Here is an 18,258-nt window from a genome sequence, read left to right as displayed (position 1 = left end):
GGATTTTAGAGTGAGTTCACGGTTACCCAGCGTTCTTCTCTGGCCGCCACGCGAATCGCCGTCGCCAACCGCTCCACTTCCCACGCTGCCTCAAAGTCGGTGCCATCTGTACCTTGACCGGCCAGCGCCAGAATCAACTCCTGAACTTCCAGCGTCTTCAACTCGTTGTAGCCCAACTGATGCCCCGCCGCCGGGCTGAACGCCGCATAACCGGGCAGGGCAGGGCCTGCGAGCAAACGCTGGAAACCGTCCTGGCCGACGCGACACACCTGTAATTCATTCAAGCGCTCTTGATCGAATGCCAAGGTGCCATGGGTCCCGCTGATTTCGAAACTCAGGTGGTTTTTGTACCCCTGCTTGAGCCAACTGCTGCTCACCGTTCCACGCGCGCCATTGGCGAAGCGCAGCAGGGCGTGCACCTGGTCATCCACCGCGATGGGTTTCAACTCCGCACTGCCTTTGACGACAGGTCGTCGGGCGTGGACGGTCTGGGTGTCGGCACACACACTCACCACGTCGCCTACCAGATAACGCGCCATCGACAGCAAGTGACTGCCCAGGTCCGCCAGGGCGCCGCCGGCATGCTCGACTTCGCAGCGCCATGACCATGGTGAGGCCGGGTCGGCCATGAAATCTTCGCTGAACTCGCCCTGGAAGCTGATGATCTCGCCCAACTCGCCGCTGGCAATCATCTGCCGCGCCAGCGTGATCATCGGGTTGTGCTGGTAGTTGTAGCCCACCCGCGTCACCACGCCCGCGGTACTGGCGGCGCGGCGCATGGCATCGGCTTGTTCCAGGCTCACGGCCAGGGGTTTTTCGCAGTACACCGCCTTGCCCGCCGCGATGGCCGCCATGGCCATGGGGTAGTGCAAATGGTTGGGTGTGGTGATGGCCACTACGTCGACGTTGGGGTCATTGATCAGCGCCTGCCAATCGCCATGGGCCTGGGCAAATCCCCAGTCCTTGGCGCAGCGTTGCGCGCGCTCGGTGTCGGCGTCGGCCAGTGCTGCCAGCTTGAGGTGTACCGGCAGCTCGAATACCGCGCGGGCGTTATTGAAGGCCAGGGCGTGGGCGCGCCCCATAAAGCCTGTGCCGATCAAGCCGATTCCGAGTTCACGCATCGCCGTGGTCCTTTGGATTATTGTTTTCAGGAGGACTATTAATGGAATAAATATTCCCATATTTCAATAGATAGAATAAAAATTCATTGACGCTGCGGCGATCAGCCCTGCGAATGCAGCTATATTCAGGCGCTGACGAAAGGGGCTCAGTTAACAAAAGATAACGTAGCGCCGATTGTCAGACGATTCGAAAGCCCGATAGGATGGCCCCTGCTTCCTCCAGGCGCTCTAGATTGCAGGTTTCAAGGCCCCGGAAGGCAGCGATAACAATAATAAATGGGAGAAAGGTCTATGAGTGAGCCTGTCATGGGTTGGGTTGTCTGCCGCCCACGCGCCGCACGCAGGGTTGCGATGCTGGCCGCAGCGCTCTCGCTGTTTGGCGCTGTCGTGTTACCGCCAGCCGTCCAGGCCGCCAGCGATACCTCGTTTGCGATTGAATCCCCCAAGGCCGCCAAAGGCCTGATGATCGATGTGGTCCACGCGGGCAAGCGCCTGGTGGCGGTCGGTGATCGCGGGCACATCCTCTATTCCGATGACCAGGGCAGCACCTGGACCCAAGCCAAAGTCCCCACCCGACAGTTGCTCACGGCAGTGTTTTTCGTCGATGACAAGCAGGGCTGGGCGGTGGGCCACGATGCGCAGATTCTTGCCAGTTCCGACGGCGGCGCCACCTGGACCCAGCAGTACCAGGATCTTAAACGCGAAGCCCCGCTGCTCGACGTGTGGTTCAACGATGCCAATCACGGCCTGGCGGTCGGCGCCTACGGTGCGTTGATCGAAACCACCGACGGCGGCAAGACCTGGGAAGACGTCAGCGACCGCCTCGACAACGAAGACCAGTACCACCTCAACGCCATCGCCCACATCAAGGACGCCGGGCTGTTCATCGTCGGCGAGCAGGGCAGCATGTTCCGCTCCAGCGACGACGGCCAGACCTGGGAGAAACTCGAAGGCCCCTACGAGGGCTCGCTGTTCGGCGTGATCGGCACCGCCCAGCCGCAAACCCTGCTGGCCTATGGCTTGCGCGGCAACCTGTACCGTTCCACGGATTTCGGCAGCACCTGGGAGCCCGTCGAACTGAACGCTGCGCGGGGAGCGCTGGAGTTTGGTTTGTCCGGCGCGACCTTGCTGGAGGACGGCTCGATTGTCGTGGTCGGCAACGGCGGCAGCGTGGTGGTCAGCCATGACGACGGCGTGACCTTCAGCGTGTTCAACCGTCCGGATCGGATTTCCCTGTCGTCCGTCACGGCGGCGGGTAATGGCAACTTGATTCTGGCCGGGCAGGGGGGCGTTCGCGTCGCTAAAGCCGATGGCGCCGAACCTACAAAACAATAAGAAGGCGGGGAAAGAATGAGCAGTCATCACAACGATAAAGCGACCTTTCTTGAGCGCCTGATCTTCAACAACCGCCCGGCAGTGATCGTGATCTGCCTGCTGGTGAGTATTTTCCTGTTCTGGCAGGCGACCTTGATTCGCCCGTCCACCAGCTTTGAAAAAATGATTCCGCTCAAGCACCCCTTCATCGAGAAGATGATGGAACATCGCAATGACCTGGCGAATCTGGGCAACACGGTGCGCATCTCGGTGGAGGCCAAGGACGGTGACATCTTCACGAAGGAGTACATGGAGACCCTGCGTCAGATCAACGACGAAGTGTTCTACATCTCCGGCGTCGACCGCTCGGGCCTCAAGTCGCTGTGGAGCCCCAGCGTACGCTGGACCGAAGTGACCGAAGAGGGCTTTGCCGGCGGTGAAGTGATCCCGCAAAGCTACAACGGTTCGCCGGAAAGCCTCGATCAGTTGCGCAACAACGTGCTCAAGTCGGGCCAGGTCGGGCGCCTGGTGGCCAACGATTTCAAATCGAGCATCGTCGACATCCCGCTGCTGGAGTCCTACCCGGACCCGCAGGATCAAGGCAAGTTGCTGGCCCTCGACTACCGCAAGTTCTCCCATGAACTCGAAGACAAAATCCGCACCAAATTTCAGGAGCAGAACCCCAACGTCCAGATCCACATCGTCGGCTTCGCCAAGAAAGTCGGTGACCTGATCGATGGCCTGATCATGGTGGTGCTGTTCTTCGGTGTGGCGTTCGGTATTACCCTGGTCCTGCTGCTGTGGTTCACCAACTGCCTGCGCAGCACCATTGCGGTGTTGAGCACCACCCTGGTGGCGGTGGTCTGGCAACTGGGCCTGATGCATGCCGCTGGTTTCGGGCTGGATCCCTACTCGATGCTGGTGCCGTTCCTGATCTTCGCCATTGGTATTTCCCACGGCGTGCAGAAGATCAACGGTATCGCCCTGCAATCCAGCGAGGCGGACAACGCGCTGACCGCTGCACGCCGCACCTTCCGCCAACTGTTCCTGCCGGGAATGATCGCGATCCTCGCTGACGCGGTGGGCTTCATCACACTGCTGATCATCGACATCGGCGTGATCCGTGAACTGGCCATCGGCGCCTCTATCGGCGTGGCGGTGATCGTGTTCACTAACCTGATCCTGCTGCCGGTGGCGATTTCCTACGTCGGCATCAGCAAGCGCGCCATCGCCAAGAGCAAGAAAGACGCAAACCGCGAACACCCGTTCTGGCGCCTGCTGTCGAAATTCGCCAGCCCGAAAGTCGCACCGGTCTCGATCTTCCTGGCCCTGATCGCCTTTGGGGGTGGTCTCTGGTACAGCCAGAACCTCAAGATCGGCGACCTCGACCAAGGCGCGCCGGAACTGCGCCCGGACTCGCGCTACAACAAAGACAACAACTTCATCATCAGCAACTACTCCACCAGTTCCGACGTGCTGGTGGTGATGGTCAAGACCAAGGCCGAAGGCTGCTCGCGCTATGAAGCCATGGCGCCCATCGACCAGTTGATGTGGAAGATGCAGAACACCGAGGGCGTGCAGTCGGCAATTTCGCTGGTGACCGTGTCCAAGCAAATGATCAAGGGCATGAACGAGGGCAACCTGAAATGGGAAACCCTGTCGCGTAACCCGGATGTGCTGAACAACTCCATCGCCCGTGCCGATGGCTTGTACAACAACAACTGCTCCCTGGCGCCGGTGCTGGTGTTCCTCAACGACCACAAGGCCGAAACCCTCGACCGCGCGGTGCATGCCGTGCAGGACTTCGCCAAGGAGAACAACAAGGACGGCCTGGAGTTCATCCTCGCCGCCGGTAACGCCGGGATCGAGGCGGCCACCAACGAGGTGATCAAGGAGTCAGAACTGACCATCCTGATCCTGGTGTACCTGTGCGTGGCGACCATGTGCATGATCACCTTCCGCTCCTGGGCGGCGACCCTGTGCATCGTGCTGCCACTGGTGCTGACCTCGGTGCTGGGCAACGCGCTGATGGCGTTCATGGGCATCGGCGTCAAGGTGGCGACCTTGCCGGTGGTGGCGCTGGGCGTGGGCATTGGCGTGGACTACGGCATCTACATCTACAGCCGCCTGGAAAGCTTCCTGCGCGCCGGCTTGCCGCTGCAAGAGGCGTACTACCAGACGCTCAAGTCCACCGGCAAGGCCGTGCTGTTTACTGGCCTGTGCCTGGCAATCGGCGTGTGCACCTGGATCTTCTCAGCCATCAAGTTCCAGGCCGACATGGGCCTGATGCTCACCTTCATGCTGCTGTGGAACATGTTCGGTGCGCTGTGGCTGTTGCCGGCACTGGCGCGGTTCCTGATCAAACCCGAGAAGCTCGCGGGGCAGAAGGGCAACTCGCTGTTTGCCCACTGATCCATGAGGCAAGCAGACCTGTCGTGGCGAGCGGGCTCGCCACAGGTTACTTTTCGCCTGCTATCAGGGCTGACTGGCGCGCGGTGTCTGCGCGATAGCCAGGAATATCTTGTCCAAAGGCGGGGTGATCAACACATACAGGATCCGGTTGAGCGGTTCGGCGCTCGGCTCCAACTGCTGGCGTAAATAGGCCTGCACGTGTTCCTTGAGCAAATCCTTCTGCGTGTATTTACGTTGCTCCGGCAATTTCAGATGCGCCCGGGTGTACCGGGCGGGTGGCGCGTCGGCGCTGGCGTAATGGAAGTGGGCATACCACAACACGGTTGGCGGTTTCCTGGCCTTGTCATACACCGCATATTCAGTGAAGAAATCGCCACTGAGCGTCGGGCGTTGCGGGTCGGCCAGGCTTGTCAGGTTGATATCGATTTGTTTGTGCGCCCACAGGTACGTCAGGCTTTCCTGGGTCGGCCATTGGCGCTTGTATGCGTCGCTGCAAAGGCGCTCCGCCAGCCTTGTCATGTCCTTGGCCTGTGCCAGGTATTCATCGATCAGGCCCTGGGCCGAGGGTTTATCGAGGTGGTCGCGCTTGATTTCATCGGCAAGCGCCGTGAGCTTATGGGCGTGCCGGGTGAGCAGTTCATCCCAGTCGCCGGGGCGGGCGTGTTGGCGGGTGAGCGACGAGTCGAGTTTTTTCTGGTCCGCCGTGATGGCTTGCTCAATGCCTTTGCGCTGGTCGATGAGTGCCTGGGCCAGGCCTTTGAGCGTTCTCAGGGATCGGTCCAGCGGTATGGAATCCGACGGCGCGGTGGGCTTTTCGGCAGTCGTTTCCCAGCCATCTTCATGCTGGCTGAACGAGGCAATGTTTTCGCCGGTCAGCGTGTCGGTGAGGGTGATTTGTTCTTCGGCCCCCGGCTTGAACGCGCCGATGAGGTAGGCCTTTTTTCGGGTTTTGAATACACGCTTGGCCGGGTCCTTGGGGCGCAGGGTTTTTGCCAGGGGCAGTTCGACGTCCAGCGCCTCCTGTTTGCGCACCACTGCCTCCAACTCGTTCTGCGCCAAAGCCTGGGCGTACTCAAGCCCCTTCAGCAGACGCTCGGCCTCGGGTCGCAGGCGTTGTGGATTGATGGCTTTCAGGGCACGAATCGCATCCTCATAACGCCGGTACTGGGTAAGGACCGTCTCGTAGACATTACGCTGTTCGACCAGCGGGTATTCAGTGCCGCTACGCACTTCGATGTGGGACACCAGGGCTTCAAAAAAATCGGTCTGCTCCAGACGCTTGATGTAAAAATCTTCCTGAGGCGGCAGCCGTCGATCAACCCCCGCCACGCTGGCGGCAGCGAGATAATTCAGCGCGTTGAGTTTGAGGTTGTCGGCAAAGAAGTTCTGCGGGGACTGGATTTGCGCCAGCCGCTCCTGACGTATCGCACGTCCCGCCACCGAGTCTTGCGCTAGCTGTTCAAGAGTGGCCTCCATGGCAACGGAAATATCGGCCATGTGCAGGCGGATGTTCGCCGATTCAACACTGTTGCGGATGTATTCGTCGTAGACCGACGGGTCGTCAAGCACGTTACTGATAAACATCCTGCTTGCCATTTCTGACATTGGCTCGCCCGCGCTGGAAAAGCGAATGGCGTTCAACCGGGCCAATACCAGTGTGTGAATGTAGAGTTGCTGATCCCAAATGGTTCCCAGGATTTTTGCGCGGTCATGCACATGCACGGCGGCGCCGCCGACTTTCTCCAGTTCCTGGCCCAGCTTGACCATCTCCAGGCGAGGCGGTACTGATTGGGCAAATTGTGCCTCAAGGTTATGCAGCAGAATTTGAAACTCGGTGCGCACCTCCTGGTGCCTGAGTGTTTCCTTGCGATGGCGTATTTCCAGGGCCGGCCGTTGTGCATCCGTGGCGCTTTTCAGGAGGTTCCACACCAACTGCACGGTTTTAAGTTGGTTTTTCAAGGCATCCAGCGCGGGTGACATGCGGTCCATTGACGCCCGGAACGGCGCCATCAACTGGGTTATTTCTGCATACAGTAGGGGCATGCGTTCGAGCACCTCAGCCTTCCTGCGCTGGTTCTCCCCGCGCAAGGCCGCCATCCGTTTGGGCCCGCCGCCGACCAGCTTCAGGCCACGGTCCAGCGTCCAATGGCCTTGGCCGTCGGTTTTCAGCTTGATGCCGGGGTGGTTGGGTTTCTGTGGGTGGATCAGGTAAACGTCGCCGAAGCCCTGAACGATATTGACCCTGAAGAGCAAACCCGCGACCGAGGCGTGCCAGCGGCCATTGATGCTGTACAACCCTTGGTGCACCCCGGTACTGACCGGTGCGGGTGCCGGTGTCGGCCAAACCACACTCACGGCCCGCAGTTTTTCCAACAGTCTTGCCGAGGCGCTGTCGCTGGCCAGGGAGAGATCAAAGTCCAGCAACGTATGACCACCGCCCGGTGGTTCGGCGGGCAGGCCAATGGTACCGCGCGCCACAACGGCCAATGGGTTGGCGGGCGGACGCCTTAAAGGTTGGCGTTCGGGCGCTGCGACGAGCGGTCCCTGATGCACCAGCAGCATGCCGATATTAAGCAGCAAGTCGATCCAGGCCAGCTCCCGTGTCGTGGCGTCTGTGTTTTCCAGCGCCGGCAGGTCATGGCTGAGGCCTTGGGTCAGTTGCAGCAACCAGCCGACCGCCGCCAGTGGCCCGCGCACGGCCATCAACAGTGTGTTGAACCCCAGTTGCATGCCTTCCAGGATCAGCGCCCAGCGGCTTTCGCGGTTGGAGGTGGATTCGCGTTCGGCCTGGTCGAGCAGTTGGCGGGCTTCGCAGCCGAACAGGTATTCCATTAGGCTGCCGTTGCCAAGCGCTTGCAGGACTTCATCAGCGCTTTCGTCGTTGGCCTTCGCCAACTCAGCAGGTTTGGGCACGCTGGGCAATGCGTCGAACTCCGAGCCCATGCCTATGCGTACGTAATGCGGCTGGACAAATCCGCCATTGCTGTAGATCGCTCGAGCACCGTCCGCCAACCAGACCAGCACACTGTCTTGCAGGGCGCCCGGTTGCACAATGGCGGCCAGCAGGTGTTCGCGACTGGCAAACTCCAGCAATGAGTCGCGGTAGGCCGGGCGATAAAGCAGGTGCGGCCCCCGCTGCGTATCGCGTGGTTCGATGATGAACATGTTTTGCACCACATCCGCGGTGGCGCCGGTTTGGCGCACCAAGGCAAGCGGGCGAATGACAACTTCGTCGCCCTCGACGCGGCGCTCCATCGGGTCCGGATTGACCAGCGCATTCACGCAACGAAAGCCACGCGGAGTCAGGCCTGCTTCGCCTTTGATGGCATGCTCCAGCGCCTGGGTTTTCAGGTGAACGGGCCGCTGCTGCTGGAACAGCCGCTGGCGTTTTCGTGCCGTCGCGGTGTCACTCATCAGCTCCCGGCGCAAATAGGCGGGGTAGTTTTTGCCAATGTCGACACGCTGGACCAGTTGTCTGATGTAGTCGGCCGTTAGCCAGGTTTCGAGCGAACGGCCCGTCCGATGGCTGAGAGTCATGCTGCCTCGGGGCGCGCCCGAGAGGTTTTTCAGGGCCAGGTCGACCAGGCTCATGGTGACCGGTTCGATATACCCGCTCTCCAGGGTGCCCACCGCGACATGAAAGGTCAGCAGCAAGTCTTCGGCGCTGTAGGCTGCAGACAGCGCAGCGTCGTTGCATTGACGTTCGTTGCGCAGGGCCGTCGCGCGATCCAGACACAGTTGGTTGTTCAAGTGCTGGGTCGTGTAGCTGTGCAGTGTTTCCAGGCCGTCGAAGTCCGAGTCACCGAGTGCAAGGCGGCTGCTACTGGCCTGTTCGAGCAGGCATTCGCGATAAGTGAGGCGATCGGCTGCGTTGGCACGTCGAAGCCAGTCAGGCAGGGCCGCCTGGATTGGCGTCAGGATGGCCAGGGGAGCAGTGGACGTCTGCTTGAACAAGCGCGCCGGATTCGTGGCAACGGCAAACTGATGCTCCATCGTCGGCACTGTCCACAGGGCCGGGAGGCGAATGGCGGCCAGGTCATCCAGTTGCTGGTTGAAGAGCAGCGCGGCCTGTACCTCAAAGATGTTGCCGTCAGGCTCGTACTGCTGCCAGGTGATCCTGTCGGCATTGAAACCCTCGGCCCATGCGTTGCCGAAGGCATCCAGGTCGGGATAGGACTCGATCCGGCCGTCAAGGCGGCACAACAACACCTGCTCGCGGCAGACCACCAGGAGGTCGTAGGCTTGCACGGTCAGTCGGCTGCTTGCGCGGGTCAAGCGGGTTTGCAGGGTGTAGGCGTGTATCGCGTTTTCGGGCCCGGGGCGCTGGGCGCGGGTTACCCGGTCGGGGTAGCGAGCCAGCGTACCGAGTGTTTTCAACGTGGCGGGTTGGCGAATCGCTGAGTTCAGCAGTTCACCTTGCAGCACCCGGGCCAGCCATTGCCAGCGACTGCCACCGGCGTCGCTGTCCTCGCTCCAATAGGCTGCCAATGCCTCTTGAAAAGCGATAAAAACCAGCGAGGGCAACTCTCGCAGGACAGCTTCGATGATCCGTAGGTCGTAGTCGCGGTGCCCGTTGACCTGATAGATGAGACGGGTGCCGGTGGCGTCGCTCAAGTAGGCGTCCAGGCCATAGCGCATCGAGAGATCGGGAAAGCTGCCGTCGGCCATAAGGCTCAGCGCAACCTCGAATACGGGGAGCAGGTCGCGGCCGCCGCCTTCACGGGGGACGGCCAATCGCAGATCCTGGAGCGGGTAGGTCAGGGGCGGGTATTTTTCCTTGAGGTTATTGGCCAGCAGCTCGGCAGTGACGGTGCGCAGAGTTGGGCGGGTGGCAAACCGGGCCTCTACCGCTTGTCGAGTCGGCTGGGCAGCGGCGGGCGTATTCGGGTCTGGCATAGGTATTCCTTTACGTTGGATAAAGACACGCCCGATCAAGGTAATGCGCTAAGTCGCGGCGATGCGGTAGCCGGTTATGGGTTTAGGCCCTGGCGGCAAACTGGCCTATGATTAGCCCTTTGAAACTGATGAAAGACTGTGATGACTGAGAAATTGCCTGCCGTCCTTGAAACCTCTGACATGCTTGAAATCGACGGGCTGCATGCCTTCGACTTCGTACTCGATGAAGAGGCGCTGCTTATCACTTCCATGGACGGCCGTGTGGAAAAACGCTGGCGCTTCAGCCTGGAGCAAGTGCAGTCCGCCACCTTTGATGAGACCTTGCAAAGCTGGACCCTTACCGGTGATTCGGGCGAGCACCGCCTGATCTGTCTGAGCGCGTTCACCGGCAACAATAACGACGAGGATGAAGCGGATGATGATGCGTAAATTCTGGCCCCTGCTGATGGCGGGCAGTGTTGGTGCGATGTCGGTACAGGCCGCGCCGGCCGACACCTATGAGCTGTTGGTCGGCAGCTACACCGCCGGCAGCAGCGAAGGCATTTATCGCCTGCAATTCGACAGCCGTACCGGCAAGTTCCAAGGCCAGCCGGTGTTGGCGGCCAAGGCGGCCAATCCGTCGTGGCTGACGATCTCCAAGGACCAGAAGCACCTGTTTGTGGTCAACGAGAACGGTCCAGGCCAGAAAGACCCGGTCGGGCGAGTGAGCAGCTACAGCATCGATCCGCAGAATCATCAGCTGACGTTGATCAACCAGGTGCAGAGCCTGGGCAATGAGCCGACCCATTCCAGCGTGGCTGCCGATGGACGCTACCTGTTCGTCGCCAACTATTCGGTGCTGGAAGATCCGGGCGGAAGCCTGGCGGTGCTGCCGGTGGATGCCACGGGCAAGCTGTCGGCTCCGGCGCAACTGAGCGGGCACCCGGCCAGTCGCGTCAACCCTGAGCGCCAGGCGTCCAACCACGTGCATTCGGTGGTGTCGTCGCCGGATGGCAAATACGTGTTTGTGCAGGACCTGGGTGCGGACAAGGTGTTTGCCTACCACTACGACCCTAAGGCCAACCATGAGCTGCCGTTGACCCCGGCCAACCCGGCCTCGGTGCAATTGCCGCCCGGCAGCGGTCCGCGCCACCTGCTGTTCAGTGCGGATGGCAAGCATGCCTGGCTGACCACCGAGATGAGCGCGCAGGTGGCGGTGTTCGATTACAAGGACGGCCAACTGACCCAGACGCAGTTGGTGGACTTCGCCGCCGGGCAACCGGTGGCCGATAAGGCCGGCGCCGCGTTGCATGCCTCCAGCGATGGCAAATTCCTGTACCTGAGCAACCGTGGCACGGCCAATCAACTGCTGGTGTTCAGCATCGACCCGGCCACCGCGCACCTCAAGGAACTGCAACGCCGTTCCGTGGAAGGTGACCATCCGCGCGAGTTCAGCCTGGACCCGAGCGGCAAGTTCTTGCTGATCGCCAACCAGAAAAGCAACGAAATCGTGGTGGTCGAACGCGACCCCAAAACCGGCCTGCTGGGTAAAACCGTGCAGAAATTGCCGATTGATGCGCCCAGCGACCTCAAGTTCCTGGTGCGTCAATAAGCCACAGGCCCCGCCATGCGGGGCCTGAGCCTTTCTATTAATTCCATTAATAGCGGCTACTGTTTCAAAGCATTTCTAAGGCTTAGCCCTCGGGCGTAAGTTTGGTTCCAAGGCCTTCCCCGGCCACTCAACCAAACGAACACAAGGGTTACCGACATGAATCTGAATCTCTTCTCCATCATCGCCGCTTCCGCTGTTTCCGCCACTGTTGCCCTGCCAGCCGCGGCCAGCGTGGAAGTCTCCGGCAAAAAATCCAGCACCAGCGCCTACACCCAGAAATACCTGCAACAAAGCGCCAACTTCTACGCCGCACTGGATCACAAAACCCAGCAATGAGCCTGCAGTGAGCCACGGTCAAATGTGGGAGCTGGCTTGCCTGCGATGAATTCAACTCGGTGTGTCAGTGATACCGAGGTGATGCTATCGCAGGCAAGCCAGCTCCCACATTTGTTTGTGCTGGGCTTAGGCTTTCGCCATTACCGAGATGAATAGCGGTGATTCCAGGAAACGCTGCAGCCAAGCCTGCAACTGGGTATATGGCGATGCGGCAAACCACTCCCGATCCACATGGGCAAACTGTCGCACAAAGGGCGCCAGGGCCATGTCCGCCAGGCTCGGATGATCCGCCAGCAAATAGGCGCGGTCCGCCAGTAAATCTTCCAGCTTCTGCAAGAACACCTCACCGTCGGCCCGATACTGTTCCATTGAGTGTTCCGGGTAGCGTTCGGCGTACTTGTATCGATTCAAGTGATACTTGAAGTCCTGGTCGTTCTCGGCAATCAACGCGAATACGGCCGGGTCGCCTTGCAGCAACCAGTTATCCGGATCGTTCTGCGCCAAGGCCCACTGCATGATCTCCAGGCTTTCTTCAATCACCTGCCCGTCAACGTTCAGCACTGGCACCGTGCCCTTGGGCGACAGCGCCAGCATTTCTGCGGGCTTGGCCTTGAGGCTCACCTCGACGATGCGCACCGGTACGCCCGAGTAGCGCAGGGCCAGCCGCGCCCGCATCGCATAGGGGCAGCGCCGGAACGAATACAGCAGCGCCTCGCTCACTTGACCTCCAACGTGCTCAAGCCATTGCCCTGGCGCTTGACCTGGATCTGCACCGGAATGCGTTCGTGCATTTCCTGCACGTGGGAAATCACCGCAACCTTACGGCCCTGGGCCTGCAAGCCATCCAGCGCGTCCATTGCCAATTGCAGGGATTCCGGGTCGAGGCTGCCGAAGCCCTCATCGATAAACAGTGATTCGATTTTCAATGTGCTGGAGGCCATCGACGCCAGGCCCAGGGCCAGCGCGAGTGAGACCAGGAAGGTTTCGCCGCCGGACAATGAATGCACCGAGCGCAGCTCGTCGCCCATTTCCGTGTCCATCACCAACAGGCCGAGCATGCTGCCGCCGCGCTTGAGGCGATAACGCCGTACCAGTTGGCGCAGTTGCACGTTGGCGTGGTGCACCAGCAGGTCGAGGTTGTAGGCCTGGGCGATCTTGCGGAAAGTATCGCCGGTGGCCGAGCCGATGAGCGCGTTCAGGCGTGCCCAGCGTTGCCACTCGTCATAGGCCTTGGCGATCTGCTCGGCAAAGGCCTGGTTGGCGTCCTGGCGGCGCTGGTCTTCGGACTGGCGCGCGCGCAATTCGGCGCAGTGTTTCTCGCTCTCGGCCAGTTGTTGATTGAGCGTGGCCAAGGTGCTGTCCAGCTCCTCGGCTGCAAGGTTGCCATTGTGCAGGGCCTGATGGTCGGCGAGGCGCTGTTCGCGCTCTTGCAACAACACCTTGGCCTGTTCGACGGCTTTTTCGCTGTGCTGCAACTGTTGGCGCAATTGGCTGACCTGAGCGTCATCGTAGGCCAGCAAGCGGGTGAGGCCAGCGTCGTCGAGTTCCGGATGCAAGGCGCGCCATTCGCTGATACGCGTGACGAGGGCCTGTTGTTCGGCCTGCAACGCCTGTTCACGCTCCTGCTGGGCCTTGAGGTCGGCGGCCAGTTGAATCAGGGCGTTGTGGATTTCTTGCAGGTGTTTGTTGGCGTCGGTTTCGCTTTGGCGTGACTGGGTCACGGCCTGATCCAACTGTTGCTGCCAGTGTTCGGCACTGGTGTGTTCACCGAGCAGCGCGCTGAGTTTTTCCTGGGCCGTCTGTTGGTGGGCAGTCAGTTCGGTGACCTGCTGAATCAGCGCATCAAGCTGATGCTGACGATGTTGCTGGTGGGTCTGTTCCTTCTCGATCGCCTGTTGGCGTTCTTGTTGCTCGGCCAGCTCATCGCGTTGATGGCCCAGTTGCTCCAGGCGCTGGCTGACTTGCTGGTCCAGTTGCATGAAGGTAGCAGCCGGCTCGGCGCGCAGACCATCCAGGATTTCTGCGGGCAACAGGCTGGCGAAGGCGCTCAGTTCCTGGTCGAGGCGTTCACGGTCGCTGGTCAGCTCGCGTTGCTGATCGACCAGCAATTGACGGGCCTGCTGGCTGGCTTCCTGGGCCGCTTGCAGTTGCTGCTGCAAGCGCCCGGCGTTTTGTTGCAGGTTGAGCAGGGCGCTTTGGCGTTGTTCGTCCTGAGTGATGCTTTGGCTCAGTTGGCCCAATTGCTGCTCAAGCCAGGCGCTGCGTTTGGCGGCTTCCTGGGTGAGCAACGACGCGGCCAGCGGGTGCGCATCCAGGCTTGGCTGGAGTGCTTGTTGTTGCGTCGCCAGGTGTTCCTGCTGTTGCAGGTATTCCTTTTGCTGGGCGATCAAACCGCCCACTTCGCCGCGCAACTCGGTGAGTTTTTCCTTGAGGCTGTCCACGGCTTTCTGCGCGGTGGCTTCTTCGTTTTCGTCATGACGACCGAGGCTTTGCAGCAACGCTTCGGGTTGGTGGTACGGGTGTTCGTGGCTGCCGCACACCGGGCAGGGTTGGTCGTCCTGCAACTGCTCGCGCAACTCCTCGACGCTGGCGCTGCGGGCCAGGCGCTGGCGTTCCAGCAGTTGTTTGGTCACGTTCAGTGTCTGTTCGGCAACGGTCAGCTCGGCCTTGGTTTGCAGGCCGGTCTGGTTCAACTGTTCGCGTTGCTGTTGGGCATCGGTGAGCTTTTGCGTCAGGCTGGCGGCGTGTTGGTCCAGCTGTTGCTGGTTGTCCCACAGGCGCGTCAGGTCTTCGAAGGCGCGTTGTTGTTTGCGATTGTCTTGCAGCAGGCTCGCCAGCAATTGGATCTGCTCGGCCACGGCATGAGGTTCGGCACCGGCTTCCTGATACAGCAGGTCCAGGGCTTCGCGTTGCTGAGTGAACTGTTCGGCGGCGCTGGTCGCGCGTTGTTCCAATTGCGGCAGTTCGGCCTGGCCCTTATTCAGGCGATTGCCGATCAGCGTCAGCTGTTGCAGACGGTCGCGGTAGGCGCTCCAGGCATCGCTCAGTGGCGCGAGGACGGCGCTGTGCTCAAGCTCGGTCGCCAGGCGTTGCAGGCGTTCAGCGACATGGCTCTGTTTTTCCAGCAGCCCGGTGAGTTGGGCCTGACCTTCGGTGCAGGCGCTTTCGTGCTGCTGTTTGTCCTCGGTGCGCTTGGCCAGCTCTTTGGTCAAGTGGGCGAGGGTGCTTTGCTCTTCAAACGCCTGTCGCAGCAATGGCACGGCATCAGTTTGGTTTTTCAGGGCCTCAGCCAACGCAGTTTGCGCGCTGGCTTGTTGCTGCTGGGCCTGCTCCTGGCGGGTGTGCAATTGGGCTTGTTGTTGGATATGCGACTGAATCTGCGCGGCCAACGGAGCAAGCACGCTGCCGACTTCTGCCTGACGCGCAAACTGATGACGTTGTGGCGCCAATTGGTCCAGGCGGCCCAGGTCTTCACGTTGCTGGCGCTGGTTATCCCATTCGGCCTGTGCACGCTGCAGTTGTTCGGTGGCGGCGAGTTGGCGTTCCTGCCATTCGCGCAGCTCCTTGAGCCAGGTGTGCTGAAGTTCAAGTTGCTTGAGTTGGGCTTGCTGGGTCTTGAGTTGCTGTTGTGCAGCATCGAACTGCTGATCCAGCTCCACACGTGCCTCGGGGGCCAAAGGCACCACGCCGGTGGCCTGGTCCTGCAACTGCTTGTGCGCATCCCGGGCCTCTTTGGCCTTGTCGAACGCGCGCCGGCCGAGTTGGGTGTACAGGGCCGTGTCGGTGAGCTTTTCCAGTAGTTCGCTGCGCTCGTTGTCGTTGGCCTTGAGGAAGGCGCTGAACTCACTTTGCGCGAGCAATACGGCGCGGGTGAACTGTTCGAAGTTCAGGCCCAGGGCCAGTTCCAGCTGGGTTTTGTACTCGGTTTTCTGGCTGGCCAGTAGTTGGTCGCTGTCCAGGTCAATCAGGCTCTGGCGGCTGTTCTGCAACTTGCCGCTGGCCTTGTCGCGGGCGCGATTGGCTTCCCAGCGCGCGCGATAACGCCGGCCACTCACGCCGACGAAATCCACTTCGGCATAACCGCCGCCGGTGCCACGTCGCAGCAGGGTGCGCGGGTCGCCGATGGAAATGTCGCTGTCGGCATCCGGCATCTTCGCCTGGCCGGTGTCGCCCAGGCGCGGCACGGCGCCAAACAACGCCAGGCACAAGGCATCGAGCAGGGTACTTTTACCGGCGCCGGTCGGCCCGGTAATCGCGAACAATCCGGCACTGGCCAGGGGCTCGGCGGTAAAGTCGATTTCAAACGGGCCAGCCAATGAAGCCAGGTTTTTCAAGCGGATAGCGAGGATCTTCATGGCTGTTCATCCTCCTGTTGCACTTCCTGGAGCAGCACGGCGAAGTCCTTCAAGGTCTGTTCATCCACTTCACTGCCATAATTGTCCTGCCAGGCGCGGCTGAACAGTTCCTGGGGCGTGAGCTGGTCGAGTTCGATCAGGCGGTCGTCGCCTTCGTCTTCACGGCTGCCTTTACCTGCGTATTCAGCGGCGATGCGCACCAGGCGCACGGCCTTGCCTTGCAGGGCGCTTTCGATCTGCTGGCGCAGGTCGGGTTGCGGTTCGTCGAGGCGTACGCGTACTTCCAGCCAAGGGTGGCGCTGGGTTTCGGCCAGCAGGTCGACGTCGGGCAATTCGGCCAGGGCCTTGAGGATATCGGCCAGCGGCGCGGCTTCCAGGCGTTGCAGGTCGACCGAGCGCGGAATCAGCAGCGGTTCGACACTTACCAGGCACTGGCCTTGGAAGGTGACGTCGAGGATCTGGTGCTTGTAGCCGATTTCGGAAAACGACAGCGGAATCGGCGAACCGCTATAGCGAATTCGTTCCTCACCATTGACCTTCTGCGGTTTGTGCAAATGGCCGAGGGCAACGTAAGCGACACTTCGATCAAACAGACTGGCCGGCAGCGCCTCGGCATTGCCGATGATCAGGCTGCGCTCGGAGTCTTCCGACACTGAACCACCGGCCATGTGCGCATGGCTGATAGCAATCAGCGCCTGGCCTTTTTTGCGCTTGGCGTTAGCGGCGGCGATCAACCATTCATGCACCTGGCCGATACCGCGCAGGTAGTCGTCACCCAAGTGCGCACCGGTCACTTCTGCCGGGCGCAGGAACGGCAACGCGAGGCACCAGGCGGCGATCTTGCCTTTGGCGTCCGGCAGGGGGATCAGCAGGCGTTCGGCGTCGAGTTGGCCGTCATCCAGCCACAACACGCGGCCGAGCGCATGAGTGCGCAGGCGGCGCATCAGTGGCGCGGGTAATTCGATACGCGAGCCGGAATCGTGGTTGCCGGCGATCATCACAATGGTCAGCTTGGGGTTCTGTTCGTGGGCGCTGATGATGAAGTCATACAGACGCTCCTGGGCCTTGAGCGGTGGGTTGACCGTGTCGAAGATATCCCCGGCGATGAGCAGTACATCCGGCAGATGGGCTTTCAGTTGGCCCAGCAGCCACTCGAGGAAACAGGCGTGTTCGAAGTCGCGTTCCTGGCCGTGGAGGTTTTGGCCCAGGTGCCAGTCGGAGGTGTGAAACAGACGCAAGGCGAACTCCGTTGAAGAGATGAAAAGGAGGGGAGTTTACCTGTGTGGGAGCTGGCTTGCCTGCGATGGTGGTGTGTCATTCGAAAAATCTGCTGGATGACCCACCGCTATCGCAGGCAAGCCAGCTCCCACAGGGGCTATGCGCTATGCAGGCAGTCCAGCGCACGGTCGGCGAGTGTTTTGGCGCTGTTGATCAAGTGCTGATCACTGCTCATCCCTTGGATGGTGCCCGCTGCGGTCGCGGTCGCGGCTGCGCAGCGACGGAGCGACGGAGCGACACTTTGCCAGTGGAGTAAGCAGGCGCAAGGGCGGTTGATGTTGTACAGTTACTCACTATGATTAACTTTGATTAAGATTGCTGCGTCGTGGCGCATACTTAAAGCCACCAGAGAACTCTACCAATCAGGAGTCGTCCCACATGGCCACCCCCTCTAAAACCAGATCTGTCACCGCGCACGTGCCCGAGCAACTGGCCCAAAAGGTCGATTTGATGGCAGAGCGTCTGGAACGCTCCAGAAACTGGATCGTCAAGCAGGCGCTGTCTGCCTGGATTGACCAGGAAGAAGAGCGTAGTCGTCTGACCCGCGAGGCCTTGGCCGATGTTGACGCTGGCCGCGTGATTGACCACCAGGCAGTCCAGGCCTGGGCTGATAGCCTCAGCGGCGATGCGCCATTGCCGGTGCCGCGCTGATGGAGTTGAAGTGGACGGCCAAAGCGCTTTCCGACCTCGCCCGACTGTATGAGTTTCTAGCATTGGTCAATCAACCCGCCGCTGCGCGAACGGTGCAGCAACTTACCGCTGCGCCCATGACGCTGCTCGCTAACCCTCGTATCGGCGAACGCCTGGAAGAGTTCGAGCCCAGGGATGTGCGCAGGATTCAGATCGGTCATTACGAAATGCGTTACGAGATAGTGGGTTCCACTGTCTATCTGTTGCGCCTGTGGCATACCCGAGAGGATCGGTAGCTTATCGATCAAACGCTGAAGGTCCCCTG

Annotated in this window: 12 protein-coding genes; 7 read left to right on the top strand and 5 right to left on the bottom strand. The window is 60.7% G+C overall.

All coding sequences use genetic code 11. The features are described 5' to 3' along the window. Nucleotides 1-5: 5 nt before the first annotated feature. Nucleotides 6-1,121: a Gfo/Idh/MocA family protein gene (locus WH299_RS25695; protein ID WP_339551663.1), complete on the bottom strand. Its 1,116-nt coding sequence runs from the start codon at nt 1,119-1,121 to the stop codon at nt 6-8. Nucleotides 1,122-1,427: 306 nt separating this feature from the next. Between WH299_RS25695 and WH299_RS25690 the strand changes: the two genes are divergently transcribed. Together WH299_RS25690 and WH299_RS25685 are read left to right on the top strand one after the other, a co-directional pair. Beyond that, nucleotides 1,428-2,456, top strand: a complete 1,029-nt coding sequence (locus tag WH299_RS25690; protein WP_323625158.1) for a WD40/YVTN/BNR-like repeat-containing protein — start codon at nt 1,428-1,430, stop codon at nt 2,454-2,456. 15 nt (nt 2,457-2,471) lie between these two features. After that, the gene (locus tag WH299_RS25685) at nt 2,472-4,847 is read left to right on the top strand and encodes an efflux RND transporter permease subunit (protein ID WP_033902391.1); all 2,376 of its coding nucleotides are present in this window, start codon (nt 2,472-2,474) and stop codon (nt 4,845-4,847) included. A gap of 63 nt (nt 4,848-4,910) precedes the next feature. Here the strand turns inward: WH299_RS25685 and WH299_RS25680 are convergent, their stop codons facing one another. Further along, complete coding sequence (locus WH299_RS25680) at nt 4,911-9,743, bottom strand: dermonecrotic toxin domain-containing protein (protein WP_339551661.1); 4,833 nt, start codon at nt 9,741-9,743, stop codon at nt 4,911-4,913. 141 nt (nt 9,744-9,884) lie between these two features. On the opposite strand from WH299_RS25680, the gene WH299_RS25675 reads away from it, so the two are divergent. The 3 genes from WH299_RS25675 to WH299_RS25665 all read left to right on the top strand — a co-directional run bounded on the left by WH299_RS25675 (nt 9,885) and on the right by WH299_RS25665 (nt 11,670). Then, on the top strand, nt 9,885-10,172 hold the full coding sequence (locus tag WH299_RS25675) for a DUF5629 family protein (protein WP_339551659.1): 288 nt from the start codon (nt 9,885-9,887) through the stop codon (nt 10,170-10,172). Next, entirely contained in the window at nt 10,159-11,334 is a 1,176-nt protein-coding gene (locus tag WH299_RS25670; protein ID WP_339551657.1) for a lactonase family protein, read from the top strand. The genes WH299_RS25675 and WH299_RS25670 overlap by 14 nt, the downstream gene beginning before the upstream one ends. A gap of 156 nt (nt 11,335-11,490) precedes the next feature. Beyond that, entirely contained in the window at nt 11,491-11,670 is a 180-nt protein-coding gene (locus WH299_RS25665) for a hypothetical protein (protein ID WP_016980181.1), read from the top strand. 126 nt (nt 11,671-11,796) lie between these two features. Here the strand turns inward: WH299_RS25665 and WH299_RS25660 are convergent, their stop codons facing one another. From WH299_RS25660 to WH299_RS25650, 3 genes are read right to left on the bottom strand one after another with little or no spacing between them, the layout of a single operon-like run. Next, on the bottom strand, nt 11,797-12,390 hold the full coding sequence (locus tag WH299_RS25660; protein WP_323625139.1) for a glutathione S-transferase: 594 nt from the start codon (nt 12,388-12,390) through the stop codon (nt 11,797-11,799). Further along, nucleotides 12,387-16,025, bottom strand: a complete 3,639-nt coding sequence (locus WH299_RS25655; protein WP_339551655.1) for an AAA family ATPase — start codon at nt 16,023-16,025, stop codon at nt 12,387-12,389. Before WH299_RS25655 ends, WH299_RS25660 begins: the two co-directional genes overlap by 4 nt. Next, complete coding sequence (locus WH299_RS25650) at nt 16,022-17,263, bottom strand: exonuclease SbcCD subunit D C-terminal domain-containing protein (protein WP_339551653.1); 1,242 nt, start codon at nt 17,261-17,263, stop codon at nt 16,022-16,024. The genes WH299_RS25655 and WH299_RS25650 overlap by 4 nt, the downstream gene beginning before the upstream one ends. A gap of 418 nt (nt 17,264-17,681) precedes the next feature. Between WH299_RS25650 and WH299_RS25645 the strand changes: the two genes are divergently transcribed. Both WH299_RS25645 and WH299_RS25640 read left to right on the top strand, forming a co-directional pair. Continuing rightward, entirely contained in the window at nt 17,682-17,954 is a 273-nt protein-coding gene (locus WH299_RS25645) for a CopG family ribbon-helix-helix protein (RefSeq protein WP_122728231.1), read from the top strand. Beyond that, complete coding sequence (locus WH299_RS25640) at nt 17,954-18,229, top strand: type II toxin-antitoxin system RelE/ParE family toxin (RefSeq protein ID WP_122728229.1); 276 nt, start codon at nt 17,954-17,956, stop codon at nt 18,227-18,229. Before WH299_RS25645 ends, WH299_RS25640 begins: the two co-directional genes overlap by 1 nt. The last annotated feature ends 29 nt before the right edge of the window (nt 18,230-18,258 follow it).

The organism is Pseudomonas sp. MYb541 (assembly GCF_037479595.1).
GTDB classification, from domain to species: Bacteria; Pseudomonadota; Gammaproteobacteria; order Pseudomonadales; family Pseudomonadaceae; genus Aquipseudomonas; species Aquipseudomonas canadensis.
The sequence above is the reverse complement of the archived record's forward strand: the minus strand, read 5'-3'. Positions and strand labels throughout refer to the sequence as shown.